Origin of the sequence: Pseudomonas sp. LTGT-11-2Z (assembly GCF_003691445.1) — a bacterium.
Lineage (GTDB): Bacteria > Pseudomonadota > Gammaproteobacteria > Pseudomonadales > Pseudomonadaceae > Aquipseudomonas > Aquipseudomonas monteilii.
This window is the reverse complement of sequence record NZ_CP033104.1, coordinates 384,760-409,136: the sequence shown is the minus strand read 5'-3', so window position 1 is coordinate 409,136 and position 24,377 is coordinate 384,760. Positions and strand designations below refer to the sequence as shown.

Here is a 24,377-nt window from a genome sequence, read left to right as displayed (position 1 = left end):
GAAGCCCGGAATCAATCCCGGGCTGGTGCAAGACTCTGAATCCCGGGGTTGCTGCGCAGCCCCGCTTTTCCTTGGCGATTACTGTGCCTGATAGATCTGGTCGAACACACCGCCATCATTGAAGAATTTCGGTTGTGCAGTTTTCCAGCCACCGAAGTCCTTGTCGATGGTTACCAGGTCAAGTTTCGGGAATTGCTTGCCGAATTCGGCAGCGACTTTCTCGTCACGCGGGCGGTAGAAGTTCTCTGCAGCAATCTTCTGCCCGGCTGGGCTGTACAGGTGCTTCAGGTATTCGGTGGCAATCTCGGTATTGCCCTTCTTCTCGGCGTTCTTGTCCACCACCGCCACTGGCGGTTCGGCCAGGATCGACAGCGACGGCACGACGATGTCGAACTTGTCGGCACCACCGTCTTCCTTCAGCGCCAGAAAGGCTTCGTTTTCCCAGGCCAGCAACACGTCGCCCTGGCCGTTGTTGACGAAGGTGATGGTCGAGCCGCGGGCACCGGTATCCAGCACCGGTACGTGCTTGAACAGCTCCTGCACGTAGGCCTTGGCCTTCTCTTCACTACCGCCGGCCTTCAGGCCGTAGGCCCAGGCGGCCAGGAAGTTCCAGCGGGCGCCGCCGGAGGTTTTCGGGTTGGGGGTGATGACCGACACGTCTTTCTTGATCAGGTCGCCCCAGTCCTTGATGCCTTTCGGGTTACCCTTGCGCACCAGGAACACGATGGTCGAGGTGTACGGGGTGCTGGCGTCCGGCAGGCGGGTCTGCCAGTTGTCCGGCAGGGTCTTGCCGAGCTTGGCGACTTCGTCGATGTCACCGGCCAGTGCCAAGGTCACCACGTCGGCGCGCAGGCCGTCGATCACCGCACGGGCCTGCTTGCCCGAGCCGCCGTGGGACTGCTGGATCTTCACCTTGTCGCCCGGATGGGCCTGCTGCCAGTGCTTGATGAACTCGGCGTTGTACTGCTGGTACAGCTCACGAGTCGGGTCGTAGGACACGTTCAGCAGTTCGTAGTCCTTGGCGATGGCGGAACCGGCAAAAACAGCACTGGCCAAAGCGGCGAGCGCATAACGGCGGATGGACATGGTGAAGCTCCCGATTGGCATTTTTCTAGTTTTGAGTGTGAGGCGCGATCAGCCGGCCTTGTTGCCGGGCTGTTGCAGGCGGAACTTCTCCTTGCGCTCGATCTGTACGACCTGAGCGTTGTGCACTGTGATCTCCACCGCACCGAAACGCAGGTCGCGCAAGGCGCTCTGGATTTCACGCAGAATGGTGGCTTCGTCCTGACCGTCGATGCTACGCAGAGATGCACTCATGCTCGTTCTCCTTGGAGTGAGGTGCCGGGCAGAGGTTTGAAGGGGATTTGCGCCTGGCTTGAGGGCAATAGTAGTGAGGCGGAGTTATTCTTAAAAATACTGTTTAAGAATGTTTATATAACCAAATTCAATTCGCGATCTTACAGGCGCTCAAATGCCTCCGTGGGAGCGGGCGTGCCCGCTCCCACAGGGTTCAATGTTGGGTTTCAGTGCTGTTTTCAGGCTCGCGGATCTTGTACCAGGCCACATACAACGCCGGCAAGAACAGCAGCGTCAGCAGGGTGGCCACGATGATCCCGCCAATCATGGCGTAGGCCATCGGCCCCCAGAACACTTCGCGGGCAATCGGGATCATGCCCAGGCTCGCCGCCGCCGCCGTCAGCAGAATCGGCCGGCGCCGGTGGTTGGTAGCCTCCACCACTGCGTCCCACGGCGAGAAGCCCTGGGCCTCGAACTCGTCGATCTGGGTCACCAGAATCACCGAGTTGCGAATGATGATGCCCGCCAGCGCGAGGATGCCGAGAATCGCCACAAAGCCCATGGGCGTGCCCGTTGGCACCAGCGCAATGATCACGCCAATAAGCCCCAGCGGCGCCACGCTCACCACCAGGAACAGCTTCTGCACGCTGTGCAGCTGGATCATCAGGAACGTGGCCATGAGGAACAGCATCAGCGGGATTACCTTGCGGATCGGCCCTTGCGCCTTGGCGCTCTCCTCCACCGTACCGCCCGTGGCCACTTCGAAGCCCACCGGCAGCTTGCTGGCGAATTCGTCGATCTTCGGCTTCAGCTGGGCGACCAGGTCGGTGGGCTGGATGTCGCCATTGACCGAAGCCTTGATGGTGATGGTCGGTTTGCGGTCCCGGCGCCACACCAGCGGCTGCTCCAGCTCATAACGCACCGTGGCGAACGACAGCAACGGGATCGAGGTGCCGTTGGGCGTGAGAATCTGCAGGTTTTGCAGGGTATCCGGCGAGCCGCGCTCGCTGTCTTCGGCACGGGCCACCACGTTGACTAGGTAGATGTTGTCGTTGACCTGGGTGATCTGCACGCCGCTGACGATACTGTTCATCACATTGGCCACATCTTCCGACGACAACCCCAGTTGGCGTGCCTTGTCCTGGGCGATTTCCACGCGCAGCACCTTACCCGGCTCGTTCCAGTCGTAGATCATCTCGCCGATGTGCTCGTTCTGGTCGAGCAAGGTGGCCAGTTCGATGGCGTGCTTGCGCACCTCATCGATGTTTGCGCCACTGACCCGATACTGGATCGGCCGCCCTACCGGCGGGCCCATTTCCAGCGACTGTACGTTGGTACCGATGCCGACGAACTCTTCATGCAGGATCTTCTGCAAGCGATCCATCATGGCCTGACGCTCTTCGAAGCCTTTGCTGACGATCACCAACTGCGCGTAGTACGGGTTCTGCAATTGTTGATCGAGGGGCAGGTAGAAACGAATGGCACCCTGGCCGATGTAGGTGCTCCAGTGCACCAGGTCCGGGTCATCCTTGATCCGCGCCTCGAAGCGGTCGACCACCTTGCGCGTCTCCTCGATCGAGGCGTTTTGCGGCAGGTTGAGGTCGACCAGGATTTCCGGGCGGTCCGAGGACGGGAAGAACTGGTTCTGCACAAAACGCTCACAGAAAATGGCCAGCACGAACAACAGCACGGTGCCGATGATGGTCAACCAGCGGTTGCGCATGCACCACAGCAGGCCATGTTCGAAGGCCTTGCCCAGGCGGCCAGGCTCGGCTTCATGGGCTTTGACCTTGCTGCTAAGGATGTGTACGCCCAGCACGGGCGCGAAGAACACCGCCACCACCCAAGACACGATCAGCGACACGGCAATCACGGCAAACAGGGTGTAGGTATACTCACCGGCCGAACTGGCGTTCAGGCCGATCGGCACGAAACCGGCCACAGTCACCAGGGTGCCGGTCAGCATGGGGAAGGCTGTAGAGGTGTAGGCAAAGGTTGCCGCCTGCTCCTTGCTTTCGCCCATCTCCAGCCGCGTGACCATCACCTCCACGGTGATCATCGCATCGTCCACCAGCAGGCCAAGCGCAATGATCAGGGCGCCCAGCGAAATCCGCTGCATGGTGATGCCGCTGTACTCCATGAACACGAACACCATGGCCAGCACCAGCGGGATCGAGCAGGCCACCACCAGGCCTGCGCGCACGCCCAGGCTGATGAAGCTCACCCCCAGTACGATCACCACCGCCTCGAACAGCGCGCTGGTGAAGCCGCCGACGGCCTGCTTCACCACCACCGCCTGGTCCGACACGGTGTGTACCCCAACCCCTACCGGCAAGTCCTCGACCACTTTGTCCATGCGCTTTTTCAGCGCCGCACCGAACACCTGGATGTTGCCACCGGCCTTCATGCCGATGGCCAGCCCAAGCGCAGTCTGGCCGTTGTAGCGGAACATGGGTGACGGCGGGTCGACATACCCGCGTTCGATATCCGCAATATCCGCCAGGCGGAAGAAGCGGTCATTGATACGCAGGTTGACCGTTTCCAGGTCTTTTTCCGAGGAGAACTGCCCGGTGGTGCGCACCGAAATGCGCTCGGGGCCCGCCTCGATCACGCCAGCCGGGGTCACGGCGTTCTGCGATTGCAAGGCCTGCATGACCTGGCGCTGGTCAATGCCCAACGCGGCCAGCTTGCGGGTGGAGAAGTTCAGGTACAGCACTTCATCCTGTGTACCGACCAACTCGATCTTGCCGATGTTGGGCACATCGCGGACCTCAGCCCTGGCTTGCTCCACGTAGTCGCGCAACTGGCGCAGGGTAAGGCCATCGGAGGTAAAGGCGTAGATCGAGCCGAATACATCACCGAATTCGTCGTTGAACGCAGGCCCCTGGATGCCCTGAGGGAACTGACCGCGAATGTCCTGGATCTTTTTGCGCACCTGGTACCAGATGTCCGGGATGTCCTTGGCCTTGGTGGTGTCGCGCAGGTACACGTAGACCGTGGATTCACCGGGGCGGGTGTAGCTTTTGGTGTAGTCGAGGGAGTCGAGTTCCTCGAGCTTCTTCTCGATACGGTCGGTGACTTGGTACAGGGTTTCGTCCTGGGTCGCGCCGGGCCAGCGGGTCTGGATGACCATGGTCTTGATCGTGAACGACGGATCTTCCTCACGGCCCAGGTTGAAGTAGGAGAAGATCCCCATCAGCAGGCCAACGAACATCAGGTACCAGACGAACGATTGATGCTTGAGTGCCCAGTCGGACAGGTTGAAGCTTCCTTTCATTGCGCATCCTCGTCGAAGGTGACCTTCTGGCCGGGCTTGAGGCTGTTCACGCCCGCAGTCACCACTCGCTCGCCGGGCTGTACGCCCGAGCTCAGGACGACGCTGTCGGCGGTGCGGCCGATCAGGGCCACGTCACGAGTGGCCACGGTCTTCTGCTGCGTATCGATCACCCATACCTGGGTCTTGCCGTCGCGCTCGAGCAAGGCACTCAAGGGCAGTTCGCTGCGCGGCGACACCTCCGAACTCAGGGTCACGCTGATGGCGGTGCCCAGGTGGAAGGCCGCCGGGGTGCTCGCCAGGGTCAGGCGCGCACGGCGGGTGCGCGTGGTGGCGTCGGCCTGGGGTTCCAGTTCCCGCAGGCTGGCGGTGGTGTTGATGGTCGGGTCCAGCTGCGAAGCAACGGTGAAGGTCAGGCCTTTGCTCAACTGCTCGGCCAGGCCGATCGGCAGGTCGATCACGGCTTCCTTCACATCCGGTCTGGCCAGGGTTACCACGGCCTGGCCGGCGGTGACGGTTTGCCCGGCTTCGGCCTGCCAGGCAGTGATTACCGCAGCGTGGTCGGTGCGCAGGGTGCTGTAGTCGAGCTGGTCACGCGCCTGGCTGAGCGCAGAGCGCGCCTGCTCCAACGCCGCGCTGGTGGTTTTCAGGTTGGTCTGGGCGATATCCAGCTGGGCCTGGGCGCCTACCCCGCGGTCGTACAGTTGCTGCTGGCGGCGGGCGTCGGCCTGAGCGTTGATCCATTGGGCCTGGACCTTGGCCAGGTCGCCTTCGGCAGCACGCAGCTGGTTTTGCTGGTCGGTCGGGTCGAGGGTTGCCAAGGTGTCGCCCGGTTTTACCTGGGCGCCCACATCCAGCCAGCGACGGGCGATACGCCCGGAAACCCGAAAGCCCAGGGTACTTTCAAAGCGTGCCTGAATACTGCCGGCAAAGCGGCCCAACTGCGACCGCACCTGGGGTTCGACTTTCACCGACAGCACGGGCCGAATCGGCTCTGGCACCTCGTCCTCGCTGCTGCACCCCACCAGCAGCACGCCAGCCGACAGCATCAGCAGCAGGCGCTTCATAGCTCACCCCCTTGGGCCTTGGCGTCGATCTTCTGCACCTGCATGCCGGGGTGCAGCAATTGGCCGCCATTGACCACCACGGTCTCGCCGCCTTTAAGGCCGCTGGCGACCACGATCTTGCCGGTGAGGTAACGGCTGACCTCGACCTTGCGCAGTTCAACCTTGTCGCCCTCGCCCACCACCCATACGGCGGGCTCATGCAGGGCTTTGGTCAGTGCCGACCACGGCAGCTCGACGCTGGGCCGGCCTTGGGCATTGGTGGTGGCGGTGACCGGTGCGCCCAACTGCATGCCCGGTGGCACGTCTTTGAGGCCTACCTTGACCTGCACCGTGCCGCTTTGCGCCGACACCGTGGGAGTGATTTCACGCACGAAGCCATGTGCCTGGACGTTGGGGTTATCCAGCAGTCTGACGATCACCCCGGCATCGCTGGGCGGTGCGACCAGCAGCGATTCGTACACGTTGAACACCGCATCGCGGTCGCCATCGGTGGCCAGGCTGAAGATGGGCATGGTGGCCTGCACCACCTGGCCCACTTCGGCTTGGCGCTCGGTGATTACCCCGGCGGCCTCGGAGACCAGTGCGGTGTAGCTGAGCTGTTCGTTGGCGTTGGCCAGTTGCGCCTGGGCGGCCTTGAGCGCGCTCTGGTTGCTGCGCAGCGCGGCTTCGGCAGAGTCGTATTCACTCTGGCTGGTGTAGCCCTTGGGCAGCAGTTTTTGCTGGCGTACAAAGGCGGCGCTGGTCTGGGTGACCCGCGCCTGCGCGGCGAACACCTCGGCCTTGGCCGAGTCGACGTTGTTCTGCAGGTCTTTCGGGTCCAGCCGGGCCAGCACCTGGTTAGCCTTGACATGGTCGCCCACATCCACGCTGCGCGAAATGATCTTGCCGCCCACGCGGAACGACAAGTCGGTCTGCACCCGCGCCTGCACATCACCGGTCAGGGTGACCCTGGCTGCGAAATCAGTGGGCTGGACTTGCTGCACACCAACCCGAGGCAACGTCTCGGGGACCTCTTCCTTGCTACAGCCGGTGAGCATGTACAGCAGCCCCAGGCAAACGACCGACAGCGGACGCACCAACGCCATGCTGGCTCCTTGCTTGCGCACAAATGATTTGTGAGATGCGACTGTCAGCGTAGTTCAGGGTTCGATAAACATCACTGATGGATAGAGGACGTACGCGCATCAGGGCATCAAGGTGCATGCCTCGATTTTTTCGGTGCTTATCAGATCGAGCGCCGCCCGCGCGGCGCATCGCGAGCTGCGCTCGCTCCTACGTTTGTTTCGGGCCAATTATTCCTGGGGGATTTGCGCGCGTACGCCTGGGCGCATGGCGTTAAATTGTGTCGTACCAACAAAGCGGTCGCGCGCGCCTGCCACAGGATAGACTGGCCCGAAAAAAACGTAGGAGCGAGCACAGCTCGCGATGCGCCGCGCGGGCGGCGCTCGATCTGATAGGCGCTAACAATGGCCAGCCATGCACCTGGCTGCCCTGACACCCCACAGAGCCGAAACCCTGCGGGGATGTCTACACAGTCAGGCCGAAGCCGCAACCTGCGCCGGGCGCTTGACCTGTGGCTGCGAGGCATTGGCCGCCGCACCCTCTTCGATCGCCTGCTGAATCGCCTTGCGACGACGCTCTTCGGCCTGGCGGCTGAAGTACCAGACAAAGAAGGTCACCAGCGACACCGACAGTAGAATCAAGCTGGCCACGGCGTTGATCTCGGGCTTCACGCCCAGGCGCACCGCCGAGAACACTTCCATCGGCAAGGTGGTCGAACCCGGGCCGGACACGAAGCTGGCCAGCACCAGGTCATCCAGCGACAGCGCGAACGACATCATGCCGCCCGCCGCCAGCGATGGCGCGATCATCGGGATGGTGATCAGGAAGAACACCTTCCACGGCTTGGCACCCAGGTCCATTGCCGCTTCTTCGATCGACAGGTCCAGCTCACGCAGGCGTGCCGACACCACCACCGCCACGTACGCCGCACAGAACGTGGTGTGGGCGATCCAGATGGTGACGATGCCACGCTCCTGGGGCCAGCCGATCATCTGCGCCATGGCCACGAACAGCAGCAACAGCGACAGACCCGTGATCACCTCGGGCATTACCAGCGGCGCGGTGACCAGGCCACCGAACAGCGTGCGACCCTTGAAGCGGGTGACGCGGGTCAGCACGAAGGCCGCCAGGGTACCCAGTGCCACCGCGGCCACCGCCGTGTAGCAGGCGATTTCCAGCGAGCGCATCACCGAACCCATCAGCTGGGTGTTGTCGAGCAAGCCGACGTACCACTTGATCGACCAGCCACCCCACACCGTCACCAGCTTGGAGGCGTTGAACGAGTAGATTACCAGGATCAGCATCGGCAGGTAGATGAACAGCAAGCCCAGCACCAGCATCAGCTTGGAGAAACTGAAGCGTTTCATGCGCGGCCCTCCATTTCTTTAGCCTGGCTGCGGTTGAACAGCAGGATCGGCACGATCAGGATCGCCAGCATCACTACCGCCAGGGCAGAGGCCACCGGCCAGTCACGGTTGTTGAAGAACTCTTGCCACAGCACCTTACCGATCATCAGGGTTTCCGGGCCGCCGAGCAGTTCAGGGATCACGAACTCACCCACCACCGGGATGAACACCAGCATGCAGCCGGCGATGATGCCGTTTTTCGACAGCGGTACGGTGATTTTCCAGAAGCTGTTGAAGGTGCTCGAACCCAGGTCCGAAGCGGCCTCCAGCAACGAAGGGTCATGCTTCACCAGGTTGGCGAACAGCGGCAGGATCATGAACGGCAGGTACGAATAGACCACGCCGATGTACACCGCCAGGTTGGTGTTGAGGATTTGCAGCGGCTGGTCGATCAACCCGGTCCACAGCAAGAAGCCGTTGAGCAGGCCGTTGTTGCTGAGAATGCCCATCCAGGCATAGACGCGGATCAGGATCGCGGTCCAGGTCGGCATCATGATCAGCAGCAGCAATACGGTCTGCGTCTCCTTCTTGGCGTTGGCAATGGCGTAGGCCATTGGGAAGCCGATCAGCAGGCACAGCAGGGTGCTGAAGAACGCCATCTTCAGCGAGCCCAGGTAGGCCGAGAGGTACAGCTCATCCTCGGTCAGCAGGCCGTAGTTGGCCAGGTTCAGCACCAACTGGATCTTGTCTTCGACGTAGCTATAGATCTCGGTATACGGCGGGATCGCCACGTCGGCTTCGGCAAAGCTGATCTTCAACACGATGAAGAACGGCAGCATGAAGAACAGGAACAGCCAGATGAACGGCACGCCGATCACCACATGCCGCCCCTGCGGGGTCAGGCGCTGGAAGGCTCGCTTGAGCTTGCGCAGTTTCATGACCGCAGTACCACGCCGCTGTCATCTTCCCACCATACGTACACTTCATCGCCCCAGGTCGGGCGGGTGCCCTGGCGCTCGGCGTTAGCGACGAACGACTGGACGATCTTGCCGCTCGGCAGCTCCACGTAGAACACCGAATGGCCACCCAGGTAGGCGATGTCGTGTACCTTGCCGCGCGACCAGTTGTGCTCGCAGGTCGGCTGCTGGGTAGTAACCAGCATCTTTTCCGGGCGCAAGGCGTAGGTGATGTGCTTGTCTTCCACCGAGGTGGTGATGCCGTGGCCCACGTAGATCTTGCGCTCAAGCTCCGGGCTGGCAATGATCGCGTGGCCTTCGGCGTCGTCGACCACTTCGCCTTCGAACAGGTTGACGTTACCGATGAACTCGCACACCAGGCGGCTGGTCGGGGTCTCGTAGATGTCCACCGGCGAGCCGATCTGGGCGATCCAGCCCAGGTGCATGATGGCAATGCGCTGGGCCATGGTCATGGCCTCTTCCTGGTCGTGGGTCACCATCACGCAGGTCACACCCACGCGCTCGATGATCTCTACCAGTTCCAGCTGCATCTGCGAACGCAGTTTCTTGTCCAGCGCGCCCATCGGCTCGTCGAGCAGCAGCAGCTTGGGGCGCTTGGCCAGCGAGCGTGCCAGGGCCACACGTTGACGCTGGCCACCCGACAGCTGGTGCGGCTTGCGCTTGGCGTACTGGGTCATGTGTACCAGCTTGAGCATCTCGGCCACGCGGGCGTCGATCTCGGCCTTGGGCATCTTGTCCTGCTGCAGGCCGAAGGCGATATTCTGCGCCACGGTCATGTGTGGGAACAGCGCATAGGACTGGAACATCATGTTGATTGGCCGCTCGTAAGGCGGCATGTCGGTGATGTCGACGCCATCGAGGAAAATCCGCCCTTCAGTCGGGCGCTCGAAGCCGGCCAGCATGCGCAGCAAGGTGGACTTGCCCGAGCCGGAGCCACCCAGCAGGGCGAAGATCTCGCCCTTGCGGATTTCCAGGGACACATCGTCCACGGCTACGGTTTCGTCGAATTTTTTCGTAACCCGGTCGATCTTGACCAGCACCTGCTTGGGTTGCTGGCCACCCTCGAGGGCTTTTTTATAGGCACCGGAGGCAACTGCCATGAGTGAAACTCCCAACAAGATTTTTGTGCCCGCGCGGCCTGGTCTGCAGGTGCGCTGCGGGTCTGGATAATTACTTGCCCGACTTGACCTTGGTCCAGCTACGGGTCATCAGCCGTTGCACCTTGGGTGGCAACTCTGAGTTCACGAACATCTTGTCCAGCACTTCCTGCGGTGGGTAAACCGCGGCGTCAGTCCTCACGGCCTGGTCCATCAGGTCGCCAGCCTTGGGGTTCGGGTTGGCGTAACCGACGTAATCACTGACCTGGGCGATAACCTCAGGTTTCAGCAAATAGTTGATGAAGGCATGCGCCTCTTTGACGTTCTTGGCGTCCTTGGGGATCGCCAGCACATCGAACCAGAGGTTGCCGCCTTCCTTGGGAATGGCGTAGGCCAGGTTCACGCCCTTCTTCGCTTCTTCAGCGCGGGCCTTGGCCTGGAACACATCACCCGAGAAGCCTGCCGCGACGCAGATGTCGCCGTTGGCCAGGTCGGTGATGTACTTGGACGAGTGGAAGTAGGTCACGTACGGGCGTACGGCCAGCAGCTTCTGCTCGGCTTTTGCGTAATCCTTGGGGTCGGTGCTGTTGGGGTTGAGCCCCATGTAGTTGAGCACCGCCGGGAGCATTTCATCCGCCGAGTCGAGGAAAGCAACACCGCACTTGGAGAGTTTCTTCATGTTCTCGGGCTCGAACAAGACGGCCCAAGAGTCGATGGTGTCCACGCCCAACGCGGCCTTCACCTTGTCGACGTTGTAACCAATGCCGTTGGTGCCCCAGAGGTAGGGAACGGCGTACTGGTTGCCCGGGTCGTTCTTTTCCAGGCGCTTCATCAACGCCGGGTCGAGGTTGGAATAATTGGGCAGCAGTTTCTTGTCGAGCTTCTGGAACGCGCCCGCCTTGATCTGCTTGCCAAGGAAATGGTTGGACGGCACCACCACGTCATAGCCGGTATTGCCGGCCAGCAGCTTGCCTTCCAGGGTTTCGTTGGAGTCGAACACGTCCTGCACTGGCTTGATGCCCGTGGCTTTCTCGAAGTCCGCGAGTGTGGTCGGGCCGATGTAGTCGGACCAGTTGTAGAAGTGCACCGTAGGCGCCGCTTGGACGCTGCATGCCAGCGTCAGGCCCGCACCAGCCATCAAGGCCTTGCGGATTACAGAAATAGACAAGTGGGTGCTCCTCACAATCAGTGCCTGGGTAGCGACAATGCTGCCGCACACGCAAAACCGGCGCGCAACTTACCTTCGCAGCTTCGATGCCGCAATCATCAATTGCCTTTCACTGGCTCTGGGCCGGGAAACCCCGACCCAGAGGTGCCGCATCGGGGTTATTTGCCCGACTTGATCTTGGTCCAGCTGCGGGTGATCACACGCTGGGCAGAAGCTTCAGGCGCAGCGATTGCGTACAGCTGCTTCTTCACTTCGGCTGGCGGGTAGATGCTCGGGTCGCTGGTGATGTCTTTGTCCACGAACGGGGTAGCGGCAGCGTTGCCATTCGGGAAGCGCACGGCGTTGGTGATTTCAGCCATGATTTCCGGCTGCATCAGGAAGTCCATGAACTGGTAGGCAGCGTCTTTATGCTCGGCATCTTTCGGGATGGCGACCATGTCGTAGAAGGTGCCGGCACCTTCTTTCGGAATCACGTAGTCCACTTTGACCTTGTCGCCAGCTTCGTGTGCGCGGGCCTTGGACTGCTCCAGGTCACCCGAGTAACCGACGGCCACGCAGATGTTGCCGTTGGCCATGTCGCCGATGTACTTGGACGAGTGGAAGTAGGTGATCGAAGGACGGATCTTGAGGAACAGGTCCTCGGCGGCCTTCAGGTCTTCTTTCTTGGTGCTGTCGGTCGGCAGGCCCAGGTAGTGCAGCGCGGCTGGCAGCATTTCGGTCGGGGCGTCGAGGAAGCTCACGCCGCAGCTCTTGAGCTTGGCGATGTTCTCAGGCTTGAACACCACGTCCCACGAGTCGATCTTGTCCACGCCCAGCGCGGCCTTGACCTTCTCCGGGTTGTAGCCGATGCCGATCGAACCCCACATGTACGGGAAGGCGTGCTTGTTGTCCTTGTCGCTGGCGTCGCCAACGGCTTTGAGCAGGTCGGTGTCGAGGTTCTTCCAGTTCGGCAGCTTGGAGCGGTCCAGTTCTTCGTACACACCGGCCTTGATCTGCTTGGCCAGGAAGTTGTTGGACGGCACCACGATGTCGTAGCCCGACTTGCCGGCCAGCAGCTTGGCTTCGAGGGTTTCGTTGCTGTCGAAGACGTCGTACTTGACCTTGATACCGGTCTGCTTCTCGAACTTGGCGATGGTGTCTGGTGCGATGTAGTCCGACCAGTTGTAGACGTTCAACACCTTGTCTTCAGCCTGAACAGCGGTAGCCATGGCACCCATCAGGGCGGCGGCCAGCAACGTCTTGCCCATTTTATTCATGCGTAATGCTCCAGAATTTTTTATTTAGCCATCTGTTCAGCAGCCAGGACCTACGGTGCAGAGCGCGCGGCGACTGAAACAGCCGCTAGTCTGGCAAGTTACAAGGCTCTGTATCAAGGAAAGCAGGGCCTTGTAACGACTTAATGTCACATCGCTAGCCTAGCAAACTGTCAACGAATCGCTTCGAGCGTCAGGTCCAGGCATTTGCGTGCCTTTTCCACCAGTTCGTCGATCTCTGCATGGCTGATCACCAGCGGCGGCGCAATGATCATGGTGTCACCCACCGCGCGCATGATCAGGCCGTTTTCGAAGCAGAAGGTGCGGCAGATCATGCCCACGCCCTTGCCTTCGTAACGGCTGCGGGTGGCCTTGTCCTTGACCAGCTCAATCGCGCCGAGCAGGCCCAGGCCGCGTACCTCGCCCACCAGAGGGTGGTCCTGCAGTTCACGCAAACGCTTTTGCAAATACGGTGCCGTTTCGCTGCGCGCCTTCTCGACGATTTTCTCGTCACGCAGGATGCGCAGGTTTTCCAGGCCCACGGCGGCCGCTACCGGGTGGCCGGAGTAGGTGAAGCCGTGGTTGAAGTCGCCGCCTTCGCTGAGTACCTGGGCCACGGTGTCACGCACGATCACACCGCCCATTGGGATGTAACCGGAAGTCAGGCCCTTGGCGATTGTCATCAGGTCAGGCTTGAGGTCGTAGTAGTCGGAGCCGAACCACTCGCCGGTACGGCCGAAACCGCAGATCACTTCGTCGGCGACGAACAGGATGTCGTACTTGGCGAGGATCTCCTTCACCTTCGGCCAGTAGGTTTCCGGCGGGATGATCACGCCGCCGGCGCCCTGGATCGGCTCGGCGATGAAGGCGGCGACATTGTCTACGCCGACTTCGAGGATTTTCTGCTCCAGCTGCTCGGCCGCCCACACCCCGAACTCATCCGGGGTCATGTCGCCGCCTTCGCCAAACCAGTAAGGCTGCGGGATATGCACGATGCCCGGGATCGGCAGGCCGCCCTGCTCGTGCATGCCGCTCATGCCGCCCAGGCTGGCACCAGCCACGGTGGAGCCGTGGTAGCCGTTGATGCGGCCGATGATGGTCTGCTTCTGTGGCTTACCTTTCAGCGCCCAGTAATGGCGGACCATGCGCAGCACGGTGTCGTTGCCTTCGGAGCCGGAGCCGGTGAAGAACACATGGGTCATGCCTTGCGGCGCCACGTCGGAGATTGCCTTGGCCAGTTCCAGCGCAGGCGGATGGGCAGTCTGGAAGAACAGGTTGTAGTACGGCAGCTCGCGCATCTGCTTTTCTGCCGCCTGCACCAGTTCTTCACGGCCATAACCCACTGCCACGCACCACAGGCCAGCCATGCCGTCGAGGATCTTGTGCCCCTCGCTATCCCACAAATGCACACCCTGGGCCTTGGTGATGATGCGCGGCCCCTTCTCCTTCAGCTGCTTGTAGTCGCTGAAGGGCGCGAGGTGATGCTCCCCGCTCAGGGTTTGCCATTCACGGGTTTGCGGGTTGTTGACGCTCATGTGCTTCTCCGTTGTTCGACAGCCGCATCCTGCGGCACCAAGTTGATCAGACAGCAAACAGCAGGAACTCACGCTCCCAGGAACTGATGACTCGCTTGAAGTTCTCGTGCTCGGCGCGCTTGGTGGCGACGTAGCCGGTGATGAACTTCTTGCCCAGGTACTGCACCAGCGCGCGGCTGTTTTCCATGCGTTCCAGGGCGTCTTCGATGGTCAGCGGCAGGCGCAGGTTGCGGCGTTCGTAGCCACGGCCCTGTACCGGCGCACTGGCCTCGATGCCTTCGACCATGCCGATGTAGCCACACAGCAGGCTCGCGGCGATGGCCAGGTACGGGTTGGCGTCGGCGCCCGGCAGGCGGTTCTCGACGCGGCGGCTTTGCGGGCCGGCATCCGGTACGCGCAGGCCGACGGTGCGGTTTTCTTCGCCCCACTCCACGTTTACCGGCGCCGAGGTATCAGGCAGGAAGCGGCGGAACGAGTTGACGTTAGGGGCGAACAGCGGCAGCGCCTCGGGGATGAACTTCTGCAGGCCACCAATGTGGTTGAGGAACAGCGCGCTCATGCTGCCATCTTCGTTGCTGAAGATGTTCTTGCCGGTGGCCACGTCGACCACGCTCTGGTGCAGGTGCATGGCACTGCCCGGCTCGCCGGTCATCGGCTTGGCCATGAAAGTAGCGGCCACGTTGTGCTTGAGCGCCGCTTCGCGCATGGTGCGCTTGAACACCAGGATCTGGTCGGCCAGATGCAGCGCGTCGCCGTGACGGAAGTTGATTTCCATCTGCGCCGTGCCGTCTTCGTGAATCAGCGTATCCAGGTCCAGCTGTTGCAGTTCGCACCAGTCGTAGACGTCTTCGAACAGCGGGTCGAATTCGTTGGCGGCTTCGATCGAGAACGACTGACGTCCGGTTTCCGGGCGGCCCGAACGGCCAACCGGTGGCTGCAGCGGGAAGTCCGGGTCTTCGCTGCGCTTGGTCAGGTAGAACTCCATCTCGGGCGCGACGATCGGCTGCCAGCCCTTGTCGGCGTAGAGCTTGAGCACTTTTTTCAGCACGTTGCGCGGCGACAGTTCGACCGGGTTGCCCTTCTTGTCGTAGGTGTCGTGGATCACCTGCGCGGTCGGCTCGATGGCCCACGGCACCAGAAACACGGCCTTCTCGTCAGGGCGGCAGATCATGTCGATATCTGCCGGATCGAGCAGTTCGTAATAGATGTCGTCGTCGACGTAGTCGCCGGTCACGGTCTGCAGCAGCACGCTCTCGGGCAGGCGCATGCCTTTTTCGGCGATGAATTTGTTGGTAGGCGAAATCTTGCCGCGCGTGATGCCGGTCAGGTCACTGATCATGCATTCGACTTCGGTAATCTTGTGCTCTTTCAACCAATCGGTGAGCTGGTCGAGGTTGTTACTCATAAATACCTCAGGAGGTAAGGTGGTCCACGCTCTGATTCTGGATGGAGTACATTGCTAAAGCAAAAACCCCCGCGCAGAGCCACAGTGGATACACTGAAAACAGCTGTGTCCGTAATGAGTTCGAAAGGCAGGAAGACGAAGCGAAGAGCGGCAAGCCGCTACGAGGGCGGGCCCGGGAGCGCCAAACGTCAATTATTGCGGCCAGGGCGGCCACGCCATTGACGAAGCTTGCAAAAACGGCGGATGTACCCGACGGCACTGCGCAGGCAGTGCTTTCAGGTCGCGGCAAGCGGACCATGTGACCCTCGTATTATTGTGTTTTGGGTTGAGACCGAGCTTAGCCTTGTTCATTTTTTTACACAACACCTCCGTAAAAAATAAAACACGGCGTGTCGGAGATAGCCCTTTACGCGGGAAATAGCGGATAATGGCTTGCCCCGATATGCAGCAAATCTGCCGTAGATGTGCCATTTCAGGGCATCATGGGGTTGGCTTGACATCAGTATGGCTTTTCGATTGACTGGTCCTGCAAGCCCCCCTTGATTGATATTTTTAACAACAAAGGTGTTGCATCATGTCGGTACCCCCGCGTGCCGTTCAGCTTAACGAAGCGAACGCGTTCCTTAAGGAACATCCTGAGGTTCTCTACGTTGACCTTCTGATTGCAGATATGAATGGTGTGGTGCGTGGCAAGCGCATAGAGCGCACCAGCCTCCACAAGGTTTACGAGAAAGGCATCAACCTGCCTGCCTCCCTCTTCGCCCTGGACATCAACGGTTCCACCGTCGAAAGCACCGGGCTGGGCCTGGACATCGGCGATGCTGACCGCATCTGCTACCCGATCCCTGGCACCCTCTCCAACGAACCCTGGCAAAAACGCCCGACTGCCCAGCTGCTGATGACCATGCACGAGCTGGAAGGCGAGCCGTTCTTCGCCGACCCGCGTGAAGTGCTGCGCCAGGTGGTGAGCAAGTTCACCGAAATGGGCCTGACCATCTGTGCCGCGTTCGAGCTGGAGTTCTACCTGATCGACCAGGAGAACGTGAACGGCCGCCCGCAGCCGCCGCGCTCGCCAATTTCGGGAAAACGCCCGCAGTCGACCCAGGTGTACCTGATCGACGACCTCGACGAATATGCCGACTGCCTGCAGGACATCCTCGAAGGCGCGAAAGAGCAAGGCATCCCGGCCGACGCCATCGTCAAGGAAAGCGCCCCGGCGCAGTTCGAAGTCAACCTGCACCACGTGGCCGACCCGCTCAAGGCCTGCGACTACGCGGTACTGCTCAAGCGGTTGATCAAGAACATCGCCTACGACCATGAAATGGACACCACCTTCATGGCCAAGCCCTACCCGGGCCAGGCAGGCAACGGCCTGCATGTACACATTTCCGTGCTGGACAAAGATGGCAACAACATCTTCACCAGCGAGGATCCCGAGCAGAACGCCGCGCTACGTCACGCTGTCGGCGGTGTGCTCGAGACCCTGCCCGCGTCCATGGCGTTCCTCTGCCCGAACGTGAACTCGTACCGCCGCTTTGGCGCACAGTTCTACGTACCGAACGCGCCGAGCTGGGGCCTGGACAACCGCACCGTGGCCTTGCGCGTGCCGACCGGCTCGCCGGACGCCGTGCGCATCGAGCACCGCGTGGCCGGTGCCGACGCCAACCCGTACCTGATGATGGCTGCCGTGCTGGCCGGTGTGCACCATGGCCTGACCAACAAGATCGAGCCGGGTGAGCCGATTGAAGGCAACTCGTACGAACAACTGGAGCAGAGCCTGCCGAACAACCTGCGCGATGCCCTGCGCGAGCTGGACGACAGCGAGATCCTGAACAAGTACATCGATCCGAAGTACATCGACATCTTTGTCGCGTGCAAGGAGAGCGAGCTGGAGGAGTTCGAGCACTCCATCTCCGACCTTGAGTACAACTGGTACCTGCACACCGTGTAAACCAAAACGCCGCCCACAAGGGCGGCGTTTTTCATTCCGGACCGCGTCGCCTGCTTCGCGGGTATACCCGCGAAGAGGCCGGCACAGGCTTACAGAGCCTTCTCGAAAATCTTCGAATTACGCTGGTAGTTGTACAACGAAGCCCGCGCCGCCGGCAGCCGCTCAACCCCACTAGGCGCAAACCCGCGCTCACGGAACCAGTGCGCCGTGCGCGTCGTCAGCACGAACAAGGTATTCAACCCCATCTGCCGCGCCCGACTCTCGATACGCTCCAGCAATTCATCCCCACGCCCGCCATGGCGGTACTCCGGGTTCACCGCCAGGCACGCCAGCTCCCCTGCCTCGGAGTCAGCAATCGGGTACAGCGCCGCACAGGCGATAATCATGCCCTCGCGCTCCACCACACTGAACTGCTCGATTTCCCGTTCCAGCACTTCACGCGACCGGCGCACCAGAATGCCCTGCTCTTCCAGCGGGCTGATCAGCTCCAACAAGCCACCCACGTCCTCGATGGTCGCCTCGCGCACCACCTCGAACTGCTCCTGCGACACCAACGTACCGCCACCGCCACGGGTGAACAGCTCGGTCAGCAACGCGCCGTCTTCGGCATAACTGACAATATGGCTACGCGCCACACCGCCCTTGCAGGCCTCGGCGGCGGCATCCAGCAGCTCGCCCTGGTAATCACTGCCCAAACGCTGAAGATGTGGCGCAACCTGCTGTGGGCGCAGCTCGCGCACCAGCTTGCCATCTGCATCCAGCAGCCCCGGCTCTGCGCCGAACAGCAGCAGCTTGTCGGCGCCCAGCTCGATGGCAGCGCGGGTGGCCACGTCTTCGCAGGCCAGGTTGAAGATTTCGCCGGTGGGCGAGTAACCCAGCGGCGACAGCAGCACGATGGAGCGCTCGTCGAGCAGGCGGCTGATGCCCTTGCGGTCGACCCGGCGCACTTCGCCGGTGTGGTGGTAGTCCACGCCTTCGAGCACGCCTATCGGCCGCGCCGTGACCAGGTTGCCGGACGCCACGCGCAAGCGCGAGCCCTGCATGGGCGAAGCGGCGATGTCCATCGACAAGCGTGCCTCGATGGCCAGGCGCAGGGCGCCGACGGCATCGATCACGCAATCCAGGGTGGCGGCATCGGTGATGCGCAGGCCACGGTGGTAGTGCGGGGTCAGGCCGCGATCAGCCAGGCGGCTTTCGATCTGCGGGCGCGAGCCATGCACCAGCACCAGGCGCACGCCAAGACTGTGCAGCAGCACCAGGTCGTGGACGATGTTGCCAAAATTAGGGTGTTCCACCCCATCGCCTGGGAGCATGACCACGAAGGTGCAGTCGCGATGGGCATTGATGTACGGGGAGGCATGACGCAGCCAGTTGACGTAGTCGGGCATGACAGGGCCTGTGGATAAGTGGACGGAGAACGGCGGTACAGGGGCGTTCAGGATCATCGTCGGAACAGGCTTGCGGTCACGCGCGGTCTCCTCTAGGCAGGAACGAATCAGGTCAATGGACGTTTAGTTCAGGCAATAGTGCCGGATCAGGTCACGCAATAGACGCACGGTAGGCTCGATTCGTGACATTTCAAGGTATTCGCCGGGCTGGTGGGCACAGGCGATGTCGCCAGGGCCCAGCACGAGAGTCTGGCAGCCCAGCTGCTGAAGATAAGGCGCTTCGGTGCCGAACGCCACCGCTTCGGCGCGGTGGCCGGTCAGGCGCTCCGCCACTTGCACCAGCTCGGCATCGGCGGCCTGCTCGAACGGCGGTACCTCCGGGAACAGCGGCGCGTAGTCGATGCGCACATCATGGCGCTCGGCCACCGGCACCAGCTTCTCGCGAATGGCGGCGCGCAGTTGCTCCACGTCCATGCCCGGCAACGGCCGCAGGTCGAATTCCAGGGCGCACTGGCCACAGATGCGATTGGGGTTGTCACCCCCGTGGATACAGCCGAAGTTCAGGGTCGGCGTCGGCACGGTGAACTGCGGGTTGCGGTAGGTTTGCTGCCATTGCTGGCGCAGGCCCATCAGTTCGCCCATTACCGCGTGCATGGCCTCCATGGCGCTGCGGCCCAGGCTTGGGTCCGACGAATGGCCGCTGCGTCCGAGGATGTCGATACGGTCCATGAGGATGCCCTTGTGCATGCGGATCGGCCGTAGCCCGGTCGGCTCGCCGATTACCGCCGCGCGGCCCAGCGGCCGGCCGGCCTCGGCCAGGGCGCGGGCACCGGACATGGAGCTTTCTTCGTCGCAAGTGGCCAGAATCAGCAATGGCTGCTTGAAGTCGTGCTCCAGCAGCGGGATGACGGCTTCGATGACCAGGGCAAAGAAGCCCTTCATGTCGCAGCTGCCCAGGCCGACCCAACGGCCATCGACCTCGGTCAGCTTCAGCGGGTCACTGGCCCACAGTTGTTCCTCGTAAGGTACGGTGTCGCTGTGCCCGGCCAGCACCAGGCCGCCCGGGCCGTTGCCACGACTGGCCAGCAGGTTGAACTTGCCGGGGCTGACCTGCTGGATGTCGCACGTGAAACCCAGGTCGCCAAGCCAGCCGGCCAACAGGTCGATGACCTGGCGGTTGGACTGGTCCAGCGCGGGCTGGGTGCAACTGACCGAAGGCGCGGCGATCAAGGCGGCAAACTGGTCTTTCAGCGTCGGCAACGGCATGCGCATACTCCTCGGAAGCGTTACCCATCATAGGACTATCCGCTGTCTGGAATAAACCGTTGGCGGCGGACTGCTGTAGACTCTGCGTCAACCACGCCCCCCTTCGAGTCTGTGATGCACAAAGAAACCGAACTGAAGCTCCGCGCCAGCCGCGAGACCCTTGCCGCCCTGCGCGAGCACCCTCTGCTGAAAAAGCGCAACAAGTCCGGCTGGCAGACCCGCGAACTGCTCAACCAGTACTTCGACACCCCCGAGCGTGAGCTGTCCGCCGCCCGTGTTGCCCTGCGCCTGCGCCGCGACGGCGACGCCGTCATCCAGACCCTCAAGTGCCGCGGCACCAGCGTGGCAGGCCTGTCCGAGCGCAACGAGTACGAGTGGAACCTGGACAAGGTCAAGCTCGACCTGAAAAAGCTGGACGCCACCTGCTGGCCCGAGCAACTGGCCAACCTGGACAAGAAAACCATCAAGCCACTGTTCACCACCGACTTCAGCCGTGAATACGCTGAAATCGCCTGGGGCCGTGGCAAGAGCAAAGTCGTGATCGAGGCTGCGTTGGACCAAGGCTTCGTGATCGCCGGCAAGCGCAAGGAAGAAATCTGCGAGCTGGAGCTGGAACTGCGCGAAGGCGAACCACAAGCCCTGCTGGAGCTGGCCGCCGAGCTGGCCGCCAGCCTGCCCCTGATGCCTTGCGACATCAGCAAGGCCGAGCGTGGCTACCGCCTGCTTGAGCCGGACAGTTACGAGCTGAGCCTGCCGCACACCGAGCTGGACGCCGAAATGGCCGTGGACGATGCCTACGCCGCCCTGGCCTGGCAACTGCTGGGCAGCAGCCAGCGTCTGGCCGAGCAATACCGCCACAACGGCCACTGGCGCCTGCTGCAGGACTGGGTCGAGTGCCTGAGCGAGCTGCGCGCCATCACCGCCAGCCTGGGCCAGGCCGCGCCGCGCGCCACTACCCGCGACCTGCGCAGTAGCCTGGACGCCCTGCTGGAAGACTGGCGCCCGCTGGTGCAGGCCGGCAACGATGACGAAGACATTCGCCGCGCCGCGCCCGAGCAGTTCGCCGAAGAGTTGGAAGACGTGCGCTGGGGCCAGTTCTCGCTGGAAACTTCGCGCTGGCTGCTGGCCCGCGCCTGGACCGCCGAGCGCAAGGGCCGTGGCGAGCGTCAGGGCAAGGCGCAGCTGGCCAGCTGGCTGGGGCACCTGCTGGGCGAAGAAGGCCGCGCGTTGAAGCTGCCGCTGTACACCCAGCGCCCGGAAGACCTGGCCGAGCAATTGCCACGAATCGAACAGCTGCTGGCCTGGCTGCACCATGCCCGCCAGGTGCTCGAAGCGCCGCAGATGGACCGCCTGTATGGCGACCTGAAGAAGCTGCATGAGCTGGCGGTACAACCAATCAGCGATGAACAGGCGGAGCAATCGATCACCGCTGAGTTGCTGGAAGCACGTATCGAGCAAGCTCGGGCGGTGGATCAGAGCCGCGGCTGGAAGCATCTGCTCAAGGCGTGATACCGCGTCGCCTTCTTCGCGGGCTCGCCCGCTCCCACAGGTACAGCGCAGGCCTCAGGCTTGGCGCAATACCTGTGGGAGCGGGCATGCTCGTGAATGCTTCAACGCGACAGTGGCAGGCTGGTGGTGGATTTGATCTCAGACAACGCCACAATCGAATTCACTTCCTGAATACCCGGCACGTTCGACAGTTTTTCGAAGAAGAAGCGCTCGTAAGCCTCGATGTCCGATGTGACGATCCGCAGCAGAAAGTCCACCGACCCCATCAGCACATAACACTCCAGCACCTCCGCAAACCCGCGAATCGCCTCGGTGAATTCGGTGAAGTTGGAGCGCCCGTGCGCATTGAGCTTCACCTCGGCGAAAATCTGCGTGTTCAGGCCGACCTTCTTGCGGTCCAGCAAGGTCACCTGCCCACGAATCACCCCCTCCTCCTTCAACCGCTGAATGCGCCGCCAGCACGGCGATTGCGACAGCCCCACACGCTCGGCGATCTGCGCGCTGGACAGCGAAGCGTCTTCCTGTAGCAACTCAAGAATACGACGGTCGTAGGCATCCAGCTCACTGTGCATCGATGATTCTCCAAATAAGCAATTTTCGAATAGATCTATTCGACTAGTCCCAAAAACAGCCAAATCATAGCGAAAAAATACCGCCCTCAACGTGCAAGAATTTCTCCAACATTCGCGGAGACCAGCATGAACGCACAGCCCCGTACCGACACCTGGGCCGCCAGCAACGCCCACAGCACCGTGCACTACCGCCTGCAAGCGGAAGCCGAGCCCGACAGCCTGTGCCGGGTGCTCAACCTGTTTGCCCTGCAGTTCCTGACGCCGCACAGCGTGCAGGTCAGCCAGCAGGACGACTGGTTGAATATCGAAGTCGGCATTGGCGGGCTGAGCTGGCACCGGGCCGAGGTGATTGCGCAGAAACTGCGTAACCTGGTGTGTGTGGGTGAAGTGAGCCTGACCAACCAGCAACGGGTGGAGCTGGCGGTGGTCTGATAGCCACAGCAAAATCCCGAAACCCTTCAGCTTCGGTGCACCTCCCCCATCCGTCTAGCCTTGGTCAGGACTCCCTCATCAGGCACGGACGCCAACATGCACACTCCCGACAACCCGGCACTCGACCTCAAGCGCGTGCTCGAAGCCCTGCTCGCCGACCAGCACCTGCACGCCAACGACACCCTGCAAGTCCTCGAACACGCCGCCGCCCACCCTGCAAGCCACCCGCTGGAACTGATCGCCGCCTGCGGACGGCAAGACCGCCAACACCCCGGCCAGCTTTTGGACCTGGACCGCCTCTGCCAATGGCTGGCCGGCAAGGTCGGCCAGCCCTACCTGCGCATTGACCCCATGCAGCTCGACCTGCCCCAGGTCGCCGGCCTGATCTCCCCAGCCTTCGCCCAGCGCCACGGCATCCTCATTGTCGCCGCCGACGCGTCCAGCATCACCGTCGCCAGCGCCCAGCCCTACCAGGATGACTGGCAGGCAGACCTGGCCCGCAGCCTAGGCCGGCCAATCCGCCGCGTGCTGGCCAGCCCGGCGCAGATCCGCCAGTCAGGGCAGTCGTTCCAGCGCTTGGCCCAGTCGGTGAAAGGCGCGCAACACCAGCAGTCGGCCAGCCTGGGCGAGCTCGAACAGCTACTGGAGCTGGGCAAGCGTCAATCCGAGGCCAGCGCGGACGACGCGCACATCGTGCATATCGTCGACTGGCTGCTGCAGTACGCCATCGAGCAACGCGCCAGCGATATCCACCTGGAACCTCGCCGCGAACAGGGCCAACTGCGGTACCGCATCGATGGCCTGCTGCATACCGTTTATACCTTTCCCGCCAACGTGACCCTGGCGATGGTCAGCCGCCTGAAACACCTGGGCCGCATGGATGTTGCAGAAAAGCGCCGGCCACAGGACGGTCGCCTGCAAAGCCGGCTGCCGGGTGGCGGCGAGGTGGAGCTGCGGCTGTCTACCCTGCCGACCCCGTTCGGCGAAAAACTGGTACTGCGCCTGTTCGACCCGCACCAGGTGCACGAGGGCTTCGACCGCCTCGGCCTAGAAGGGCCGCAACTGGCCCGCTGGCAAAGCCTGCTGCGCCAGCGCCAGGGCATCATTCTGGTCACCGGCCCCACGGGTTCCGGCAAGACCAGCACGCTGTACGCCAGCCTCAAGCTGCTGGCCACGCCACAAGTCAACCTGTGCACCATCGAAGACCCAATCGAACGCCTGGAACCCGCCTTCAACCAGCTGCAGGTGCAGCCTGCACTGGACCTGGGTTTTGCCAACGGGGTGCGGGCCATGCTGCGCCAGGACCCGGACATCATCATGATCGGCGAAATCCGCGACCGCGAAACCGCGCTGGTGGCAGTGCAGGCAGCGCTGACCGGGCACTTGGTGTTGTCGACCCTGCATACCAACGATGCCTGTTCGGCCATCACCCGCCTGCAAGAGCTGGGTGTAGCCGACTACCTGATCAAGGCGACCCTGGTCGGGGTCATGGCTCAGCGCTTGGTGCGTACGGTGTGCACAGACTGCCAGGCCCATGCATCAGCAACCTGCCGAACTTGCCGTGGCACTGGCTTCCACGGGCGCACAGGGTTGTTCGAACTGCTGCAACCCAGCGAGAAGCTGCGCGCCCTGATTGGACCGAACGCCGACCTGACCCATCTGCGGCGCCAGGCGCTGGCCGATGGACTCATTGACCTGCGCCGTTGCGGGGAGGCCAAAGTGGCTAGCGGGCAAACCCGCCCAGAGGAAGTGCTACTCGTCTGCAACTGACGAAAAGTC

19 protein-coding genes are annotated in these 24,377 nt (G+C 62.1%); 4 read left to right on the top strand and 15 right to left on the bottom strand.

From position 1 onward, the window contains the following. Positions 1-78: 78 nt before the first annotated feature. The 12 genes from D8767_RS01910 to D8767_RS01855 all read right to left on the bottom strand — a co-directional run bounded on the left by D8767_RS01910 (position 79) and on the right by D8767_RS01855 (position 15,480). Positions 79-1,086 (bottom strand): sulfate ABC transporter substrate-binding protein, encoded by a 1,008-nt coding sequence (locus D8767_RS01910; RefSeq protein ID WP_016712581.1) that lies wholly within the window; start codon positions 1,084-1,086, stop codon positions 79-81. A gap of 48 nt (positions 1,087-1,134) precedes the next feature. Beyond that, positions 1,135-1,317, bottom strand: coding sequence for a sulfur starvation response protein OscA (gene oscA, locus D8767_RS01905; protein WP_016712582.1), 183 nt, complete (start codon positions 1,315-1,317; stop codon positions 1,135-1,137). 193 nt (positions 1,318-1,510) lie between these two features. Next, complete coding sequence (locus tag D8767_RS01900; protein WP_016712583.1) at positions 1,511-4,573, bottom strand: efflux RND transporter permease subunit; 3,063 nt, start codon at positions 4,571-4,573, stop codon at positions 1,511-1,513. Beyond that, positions 4,570-5,637 (bottom strand): efflux RND transporter periplasmic adaptor subunit, encoded by a 1,068-nt coding sequence (locus D8767_RS01895; protein ID WP_016712584.1) that lies wholly within the window; start codon positions 5,635-5,637, stop codon positions 4,570-4,572. Before D8767_RS01895 ends, D8767_RS01900 begins: the two co-directional genes overlap by 4 nt. Next, complete coding sequence (locus D8767_RS01890; protein WP_016712585.1) at positions 5,634-6,722, bottom strand: efflux RND transporter periplasmic adaptor subunit; 1,089 nt, start codon at positions 6,720-6,722, stop codon at positions 5,634-5,636. The genes D8767_RS01895 and D8767_RS01890 overlap by 4 nt, the downstream gene beginning before the upstream one ends. 450 nt (positions 6,723-7,172) lie before the next feature. Continuing rightward, complete coding sequence (locus D8767_RS01885) at positions 7,173-8,066, bottom strand: ABC transporter permease subunit (RefSeq protein ID WP_016712586.1); 894 nt, start codon at positions 8,064-8,066, stop codon at positions 7,173-7,175. Further along, a complete protein-coding gene (locus tag D8767_RS01880) occupies positions 8,063-8,983 on the bottom strand; it encodes an ABC transporter permease subunit (protein WP_016712587.1) in 921 nt (306 codons plus the stop codon). The genes D8767_RS01885 and D8767_RS01880 overlap by 4 nt, the downstream gene beginning before the upstream one ends. Next, positions 8,980-10,122, bottom strand: a complete 1,143-nt coding sequence (gene potA, locus D8767_RS01875) for a polyamine ABC transporter ATP-binding protein (RefSeq protein ID WP_016712588.1) — start codon at positions 10,120-10,122, stop codon at positions 8,980-8,982. Before potA ends, D8767_RS01880 begins: the two co-directional genes overlap by 4 nt. Positions 10,123-10,192: 70 nt before the next feature. Next, positions 10,193-11,287 (bottom strand): polyamine ABC transporter substrate-binding protein, encoded by a 1,095-nt coding sequence (locus D8767_RS01870; RefSeq protein WP_016712589.1) that lies wholly within the window; start codon positions 11,285-11,287, stop codon positions 10,193-10,195. A gap of 158 nt (positions 11,288-11,445) precedes the next feature. After that, a complete protein-coding gene (locus D8767_RS01865; protein ID WP_016712590.1) occupies positions 11,446-12,543 on the bottom strand; it encodes a polyamine ABC transporter substrate-binding protein in 1,098 nt (365 codons plus the stop codon). Between the two features lie 170 nt (positions 12,544-12,713). Then, on the bottom strand, positions 12,714-14,075 hold the full coding sequence (locus D8767_RS01860) for an aspartate aminotransferase family protein (RefSeq protein WP_016712591.1): 1,362 nt from the start codon (positions 14,073-14,075) through the stop codon (positions 12,714-12,716). Positions 14,076-14,121: 46 nt separating this feature from the next. After that, the gene (locus D8767_RS01855) at positions 14,122-15,480 is read right to left on the bottom strand and encodes a glutamine synthetase family protein (RefSeq protein WP_016712592.1); all 1,359 of its coding nucleotides are present in this window, start codon (positions 15,478-15,480) and stop codon (positions 14,122-14,124) included. 574 nt (positions 15,481-16,054) lie between these two features. On the opposite strand from D8767_RS01855, the gene D8767_RS01845 reads away from it, so the two are divergent. Then, positions 16,055-17,431, top strand: coding sequence for a glutamine synthetase family protein (locus D8767_RS01845; RefSeq protein WP_016712594.1), 1,377 nt, complete (start codon positions 16,055-16,057; stop codon positions 17,429-17,431). A gap of 89 nt (positions 17,432-17,520) precedes the next feature. On the opposite strand, the gene argA is transcribed toward D8767_RS01845, so the two are convergent. After that, on the bottom strand, positions 17,521-18,819 hold the full coding sequence (gene argA, locus D8767_RS01840) for an amino-acid N-acetyltransferase (RefSeq protein ID WP_016712595.1): 1,299 nt from the start codon (positions 18,817-18,819) through the stop codon (positions 17,521-17,523). Between the two features lie 123 nt (positions 18,820-18,942). Next, entirely contained in the window at positions 18,943-20,085 is a 1,143-nt protein-coding gene (argE, locus tag D8767_RS01835) for an acetylornithine deacetylase (RefSeq protein WP_122048273.1), read from the bottom strand. Positions 20,086-20,199: 114 nt separating this feature from the next. Here argE and D8767_RS01830 point away from each other — a divergent pair, with 114 nt between their 5' ends. Next, positions 20,200-21,594: an inorganic triphosphatase gene (locus D8767_RS01830; protein ID WP_016712597.1), complete on the top strand. Its 1,395-nt coding sequence runs from the start codon at positions 20,200-20,202 to the stop codon at positions 21,592-21,594. Between the two features lie 101 nt (positions 21,595-21,695). On the opposite strand, the gene D8767_RS01825 is transcribed toward D8767_RS01830, so the two are convergent. After that, entirely contained in the window at positions 21,696-22,166 is a 471-nt protein-coding gene (locus D8767_RS01825) for an Lrp/AsnC family transcriptional regulator (protein WP_016712598.1), read from the bottom strand. A gap of 126 nt (positions 22,167-22,292) precedes the next feature. On the opposite strand from D8767_RS01825, the gene D8767_RS01820 reads away from it, so the two are divergent. Next, entirely contained in the window at positions 22,293-22,598 is a 306-nt protein-coding gene (locus D8767_RS01820; RefSeq protein WP_016712599.1) for a hypothetical protein, read from the top strand. A 96-nt stretch (positions 22,599-22,694) separates the two neighbouring features. Then, positions 22,695-24,368: a GspE/PulE family protein gene (locus tag D8767_RS01815; RefSeq protein WP_016712600.1), complete on the top strand. Its 1,674-nt coding sequence runs from the start codon at positions 22,695-22,697 to the stop codon at positions 24,366-24,368. Positions 24,369-24,377 lie beyond the last annotated feature (9 nt).

Bases quoted from the DNA above. Each gene is read 5' to 3' on its own strand.
- D8767_RS01885 (WP_016712586.1), bottom strand. From the start codon at position 8,066: ATGAAACGCTTCAGTTTCTCCAAGCTGATGCTGGTGCTGGGCTTGCTG.
- D8767_RS01825 (WP_016712598.1), bottom strand. From the start codon at position 22,166: ATGCACAGTGAGCTGGATGCCTACGACCGTCGTATTCTTGAGTTGCTA.
- argA (WP_016712595.1), bottom strand. From the start codon at position 18,819: ATGCCCGACTACGTCAACTGGCTGCGTCATGCCTCCCCGTACATCAAT.
- D8767_RS01890 (WP_016712585.1), bottom strand. From the start codon at position 6,722: ATGGCGTTGGTGCGTCCGCTGTCGGTCGTTTGCCTGGGGCTGCTGTAC.
- D8767_RS01910 (WP_016712581.1), bottom strand. From the start codon at position 1,086: ATGTCCATCCGCCGTTATGCGCTCGCCGCTTTGGCCAGTGCTGTTTTT.
- potA (WP_016712588.1), bottom strand. From the start codon at position 10,122: ATGGCAGTTGCCTCCGGTGCCTATAAAAAAGCCCTCGAGGGTGGCCAG.
- D8767_RS01895 (WP_016712584.1), bottom strand. From the start codon at position 5,637: ATGAAGCGCCTGCTGCTGATGCTGTCGGCTGGCGTGCTGCTGGTGGGG.
- argE (WP_122048273.1), bottom strand. From the start codon at position 20,085: ATGCCGTTGCCGACGCTGAAAGACCAGTTTGCCGCCTTGATCGCCGCG.
- D8767_RS01865 (WP_016712590.1), bottom strand. From the start codon at position 12,543: ATGAATAAAATGGGCAAGACGTTGCTGGCCGCCGCCCTGATGGGTGCC.
- D8767_RS01860 (WP_016712591.1), bottom strand. From the start codon at position 14,075: ATGAGCGTCAACAACCCGCAAACCCGTGAATGGCAAACCCTGAGCGGG.
- D8767_RS01880 (WP_016712587.1), bottom strand. From the start codon at position 8,983: ATGAAACTGCGCAAGCTCAAGCGAGCCTTCCAGCGCCTGACCCCGCAG.
- D8767_RS01855 (WP_016712592.1), bottom strand. From the start codon at position 15,480: ATGAGTAACAACCTCGACCAGCTCACCGATTGGTTGAAAGAGCACAAG.
- oscA (WP_016712582.1), bottom strand. From the start codon at position 1,317: ATGAGTGCATCTCTGCGTAGCATCGACGGTCAGGACGAAGCCACCATT.
- D8767_RS01900 (WP_016712583.1), bottom strand. From the start codon at position 4,573: ATGAAAGGAAGCTTCAACCTGTCCGACTGGGCACTCAAGCATCAATCG.
- D8767_RS01845 (WP_016712594.1), top strand. From the start codon at position 16,055: ATGTCGGTACCCCCGCGTGCCGTTCAGCTTAACGAAGCGAACGCGTTC.
- D8767_RS01815 (WP_016712600.1), top strand. From the start codon at position 22,695: ATGCACACTCCCGACAACCCGGCACTCGACCTCAAGCGCGTGCTCGAA.
- D8767_RS01820 (WP_016712599.1), top strand. From the start codon at position 22,293: ATGAACGCACAGCCCCGTACCGACACCTGGGCCGCCAGCAACGCCCAC.
- D8767_RS01830 (WP_016712597.1), top strand. From the start codon at position 20,200: ATGCACAAAGAAACCGAACTGAAGCTCCGCGCCAGCCGCGAGACCCTT.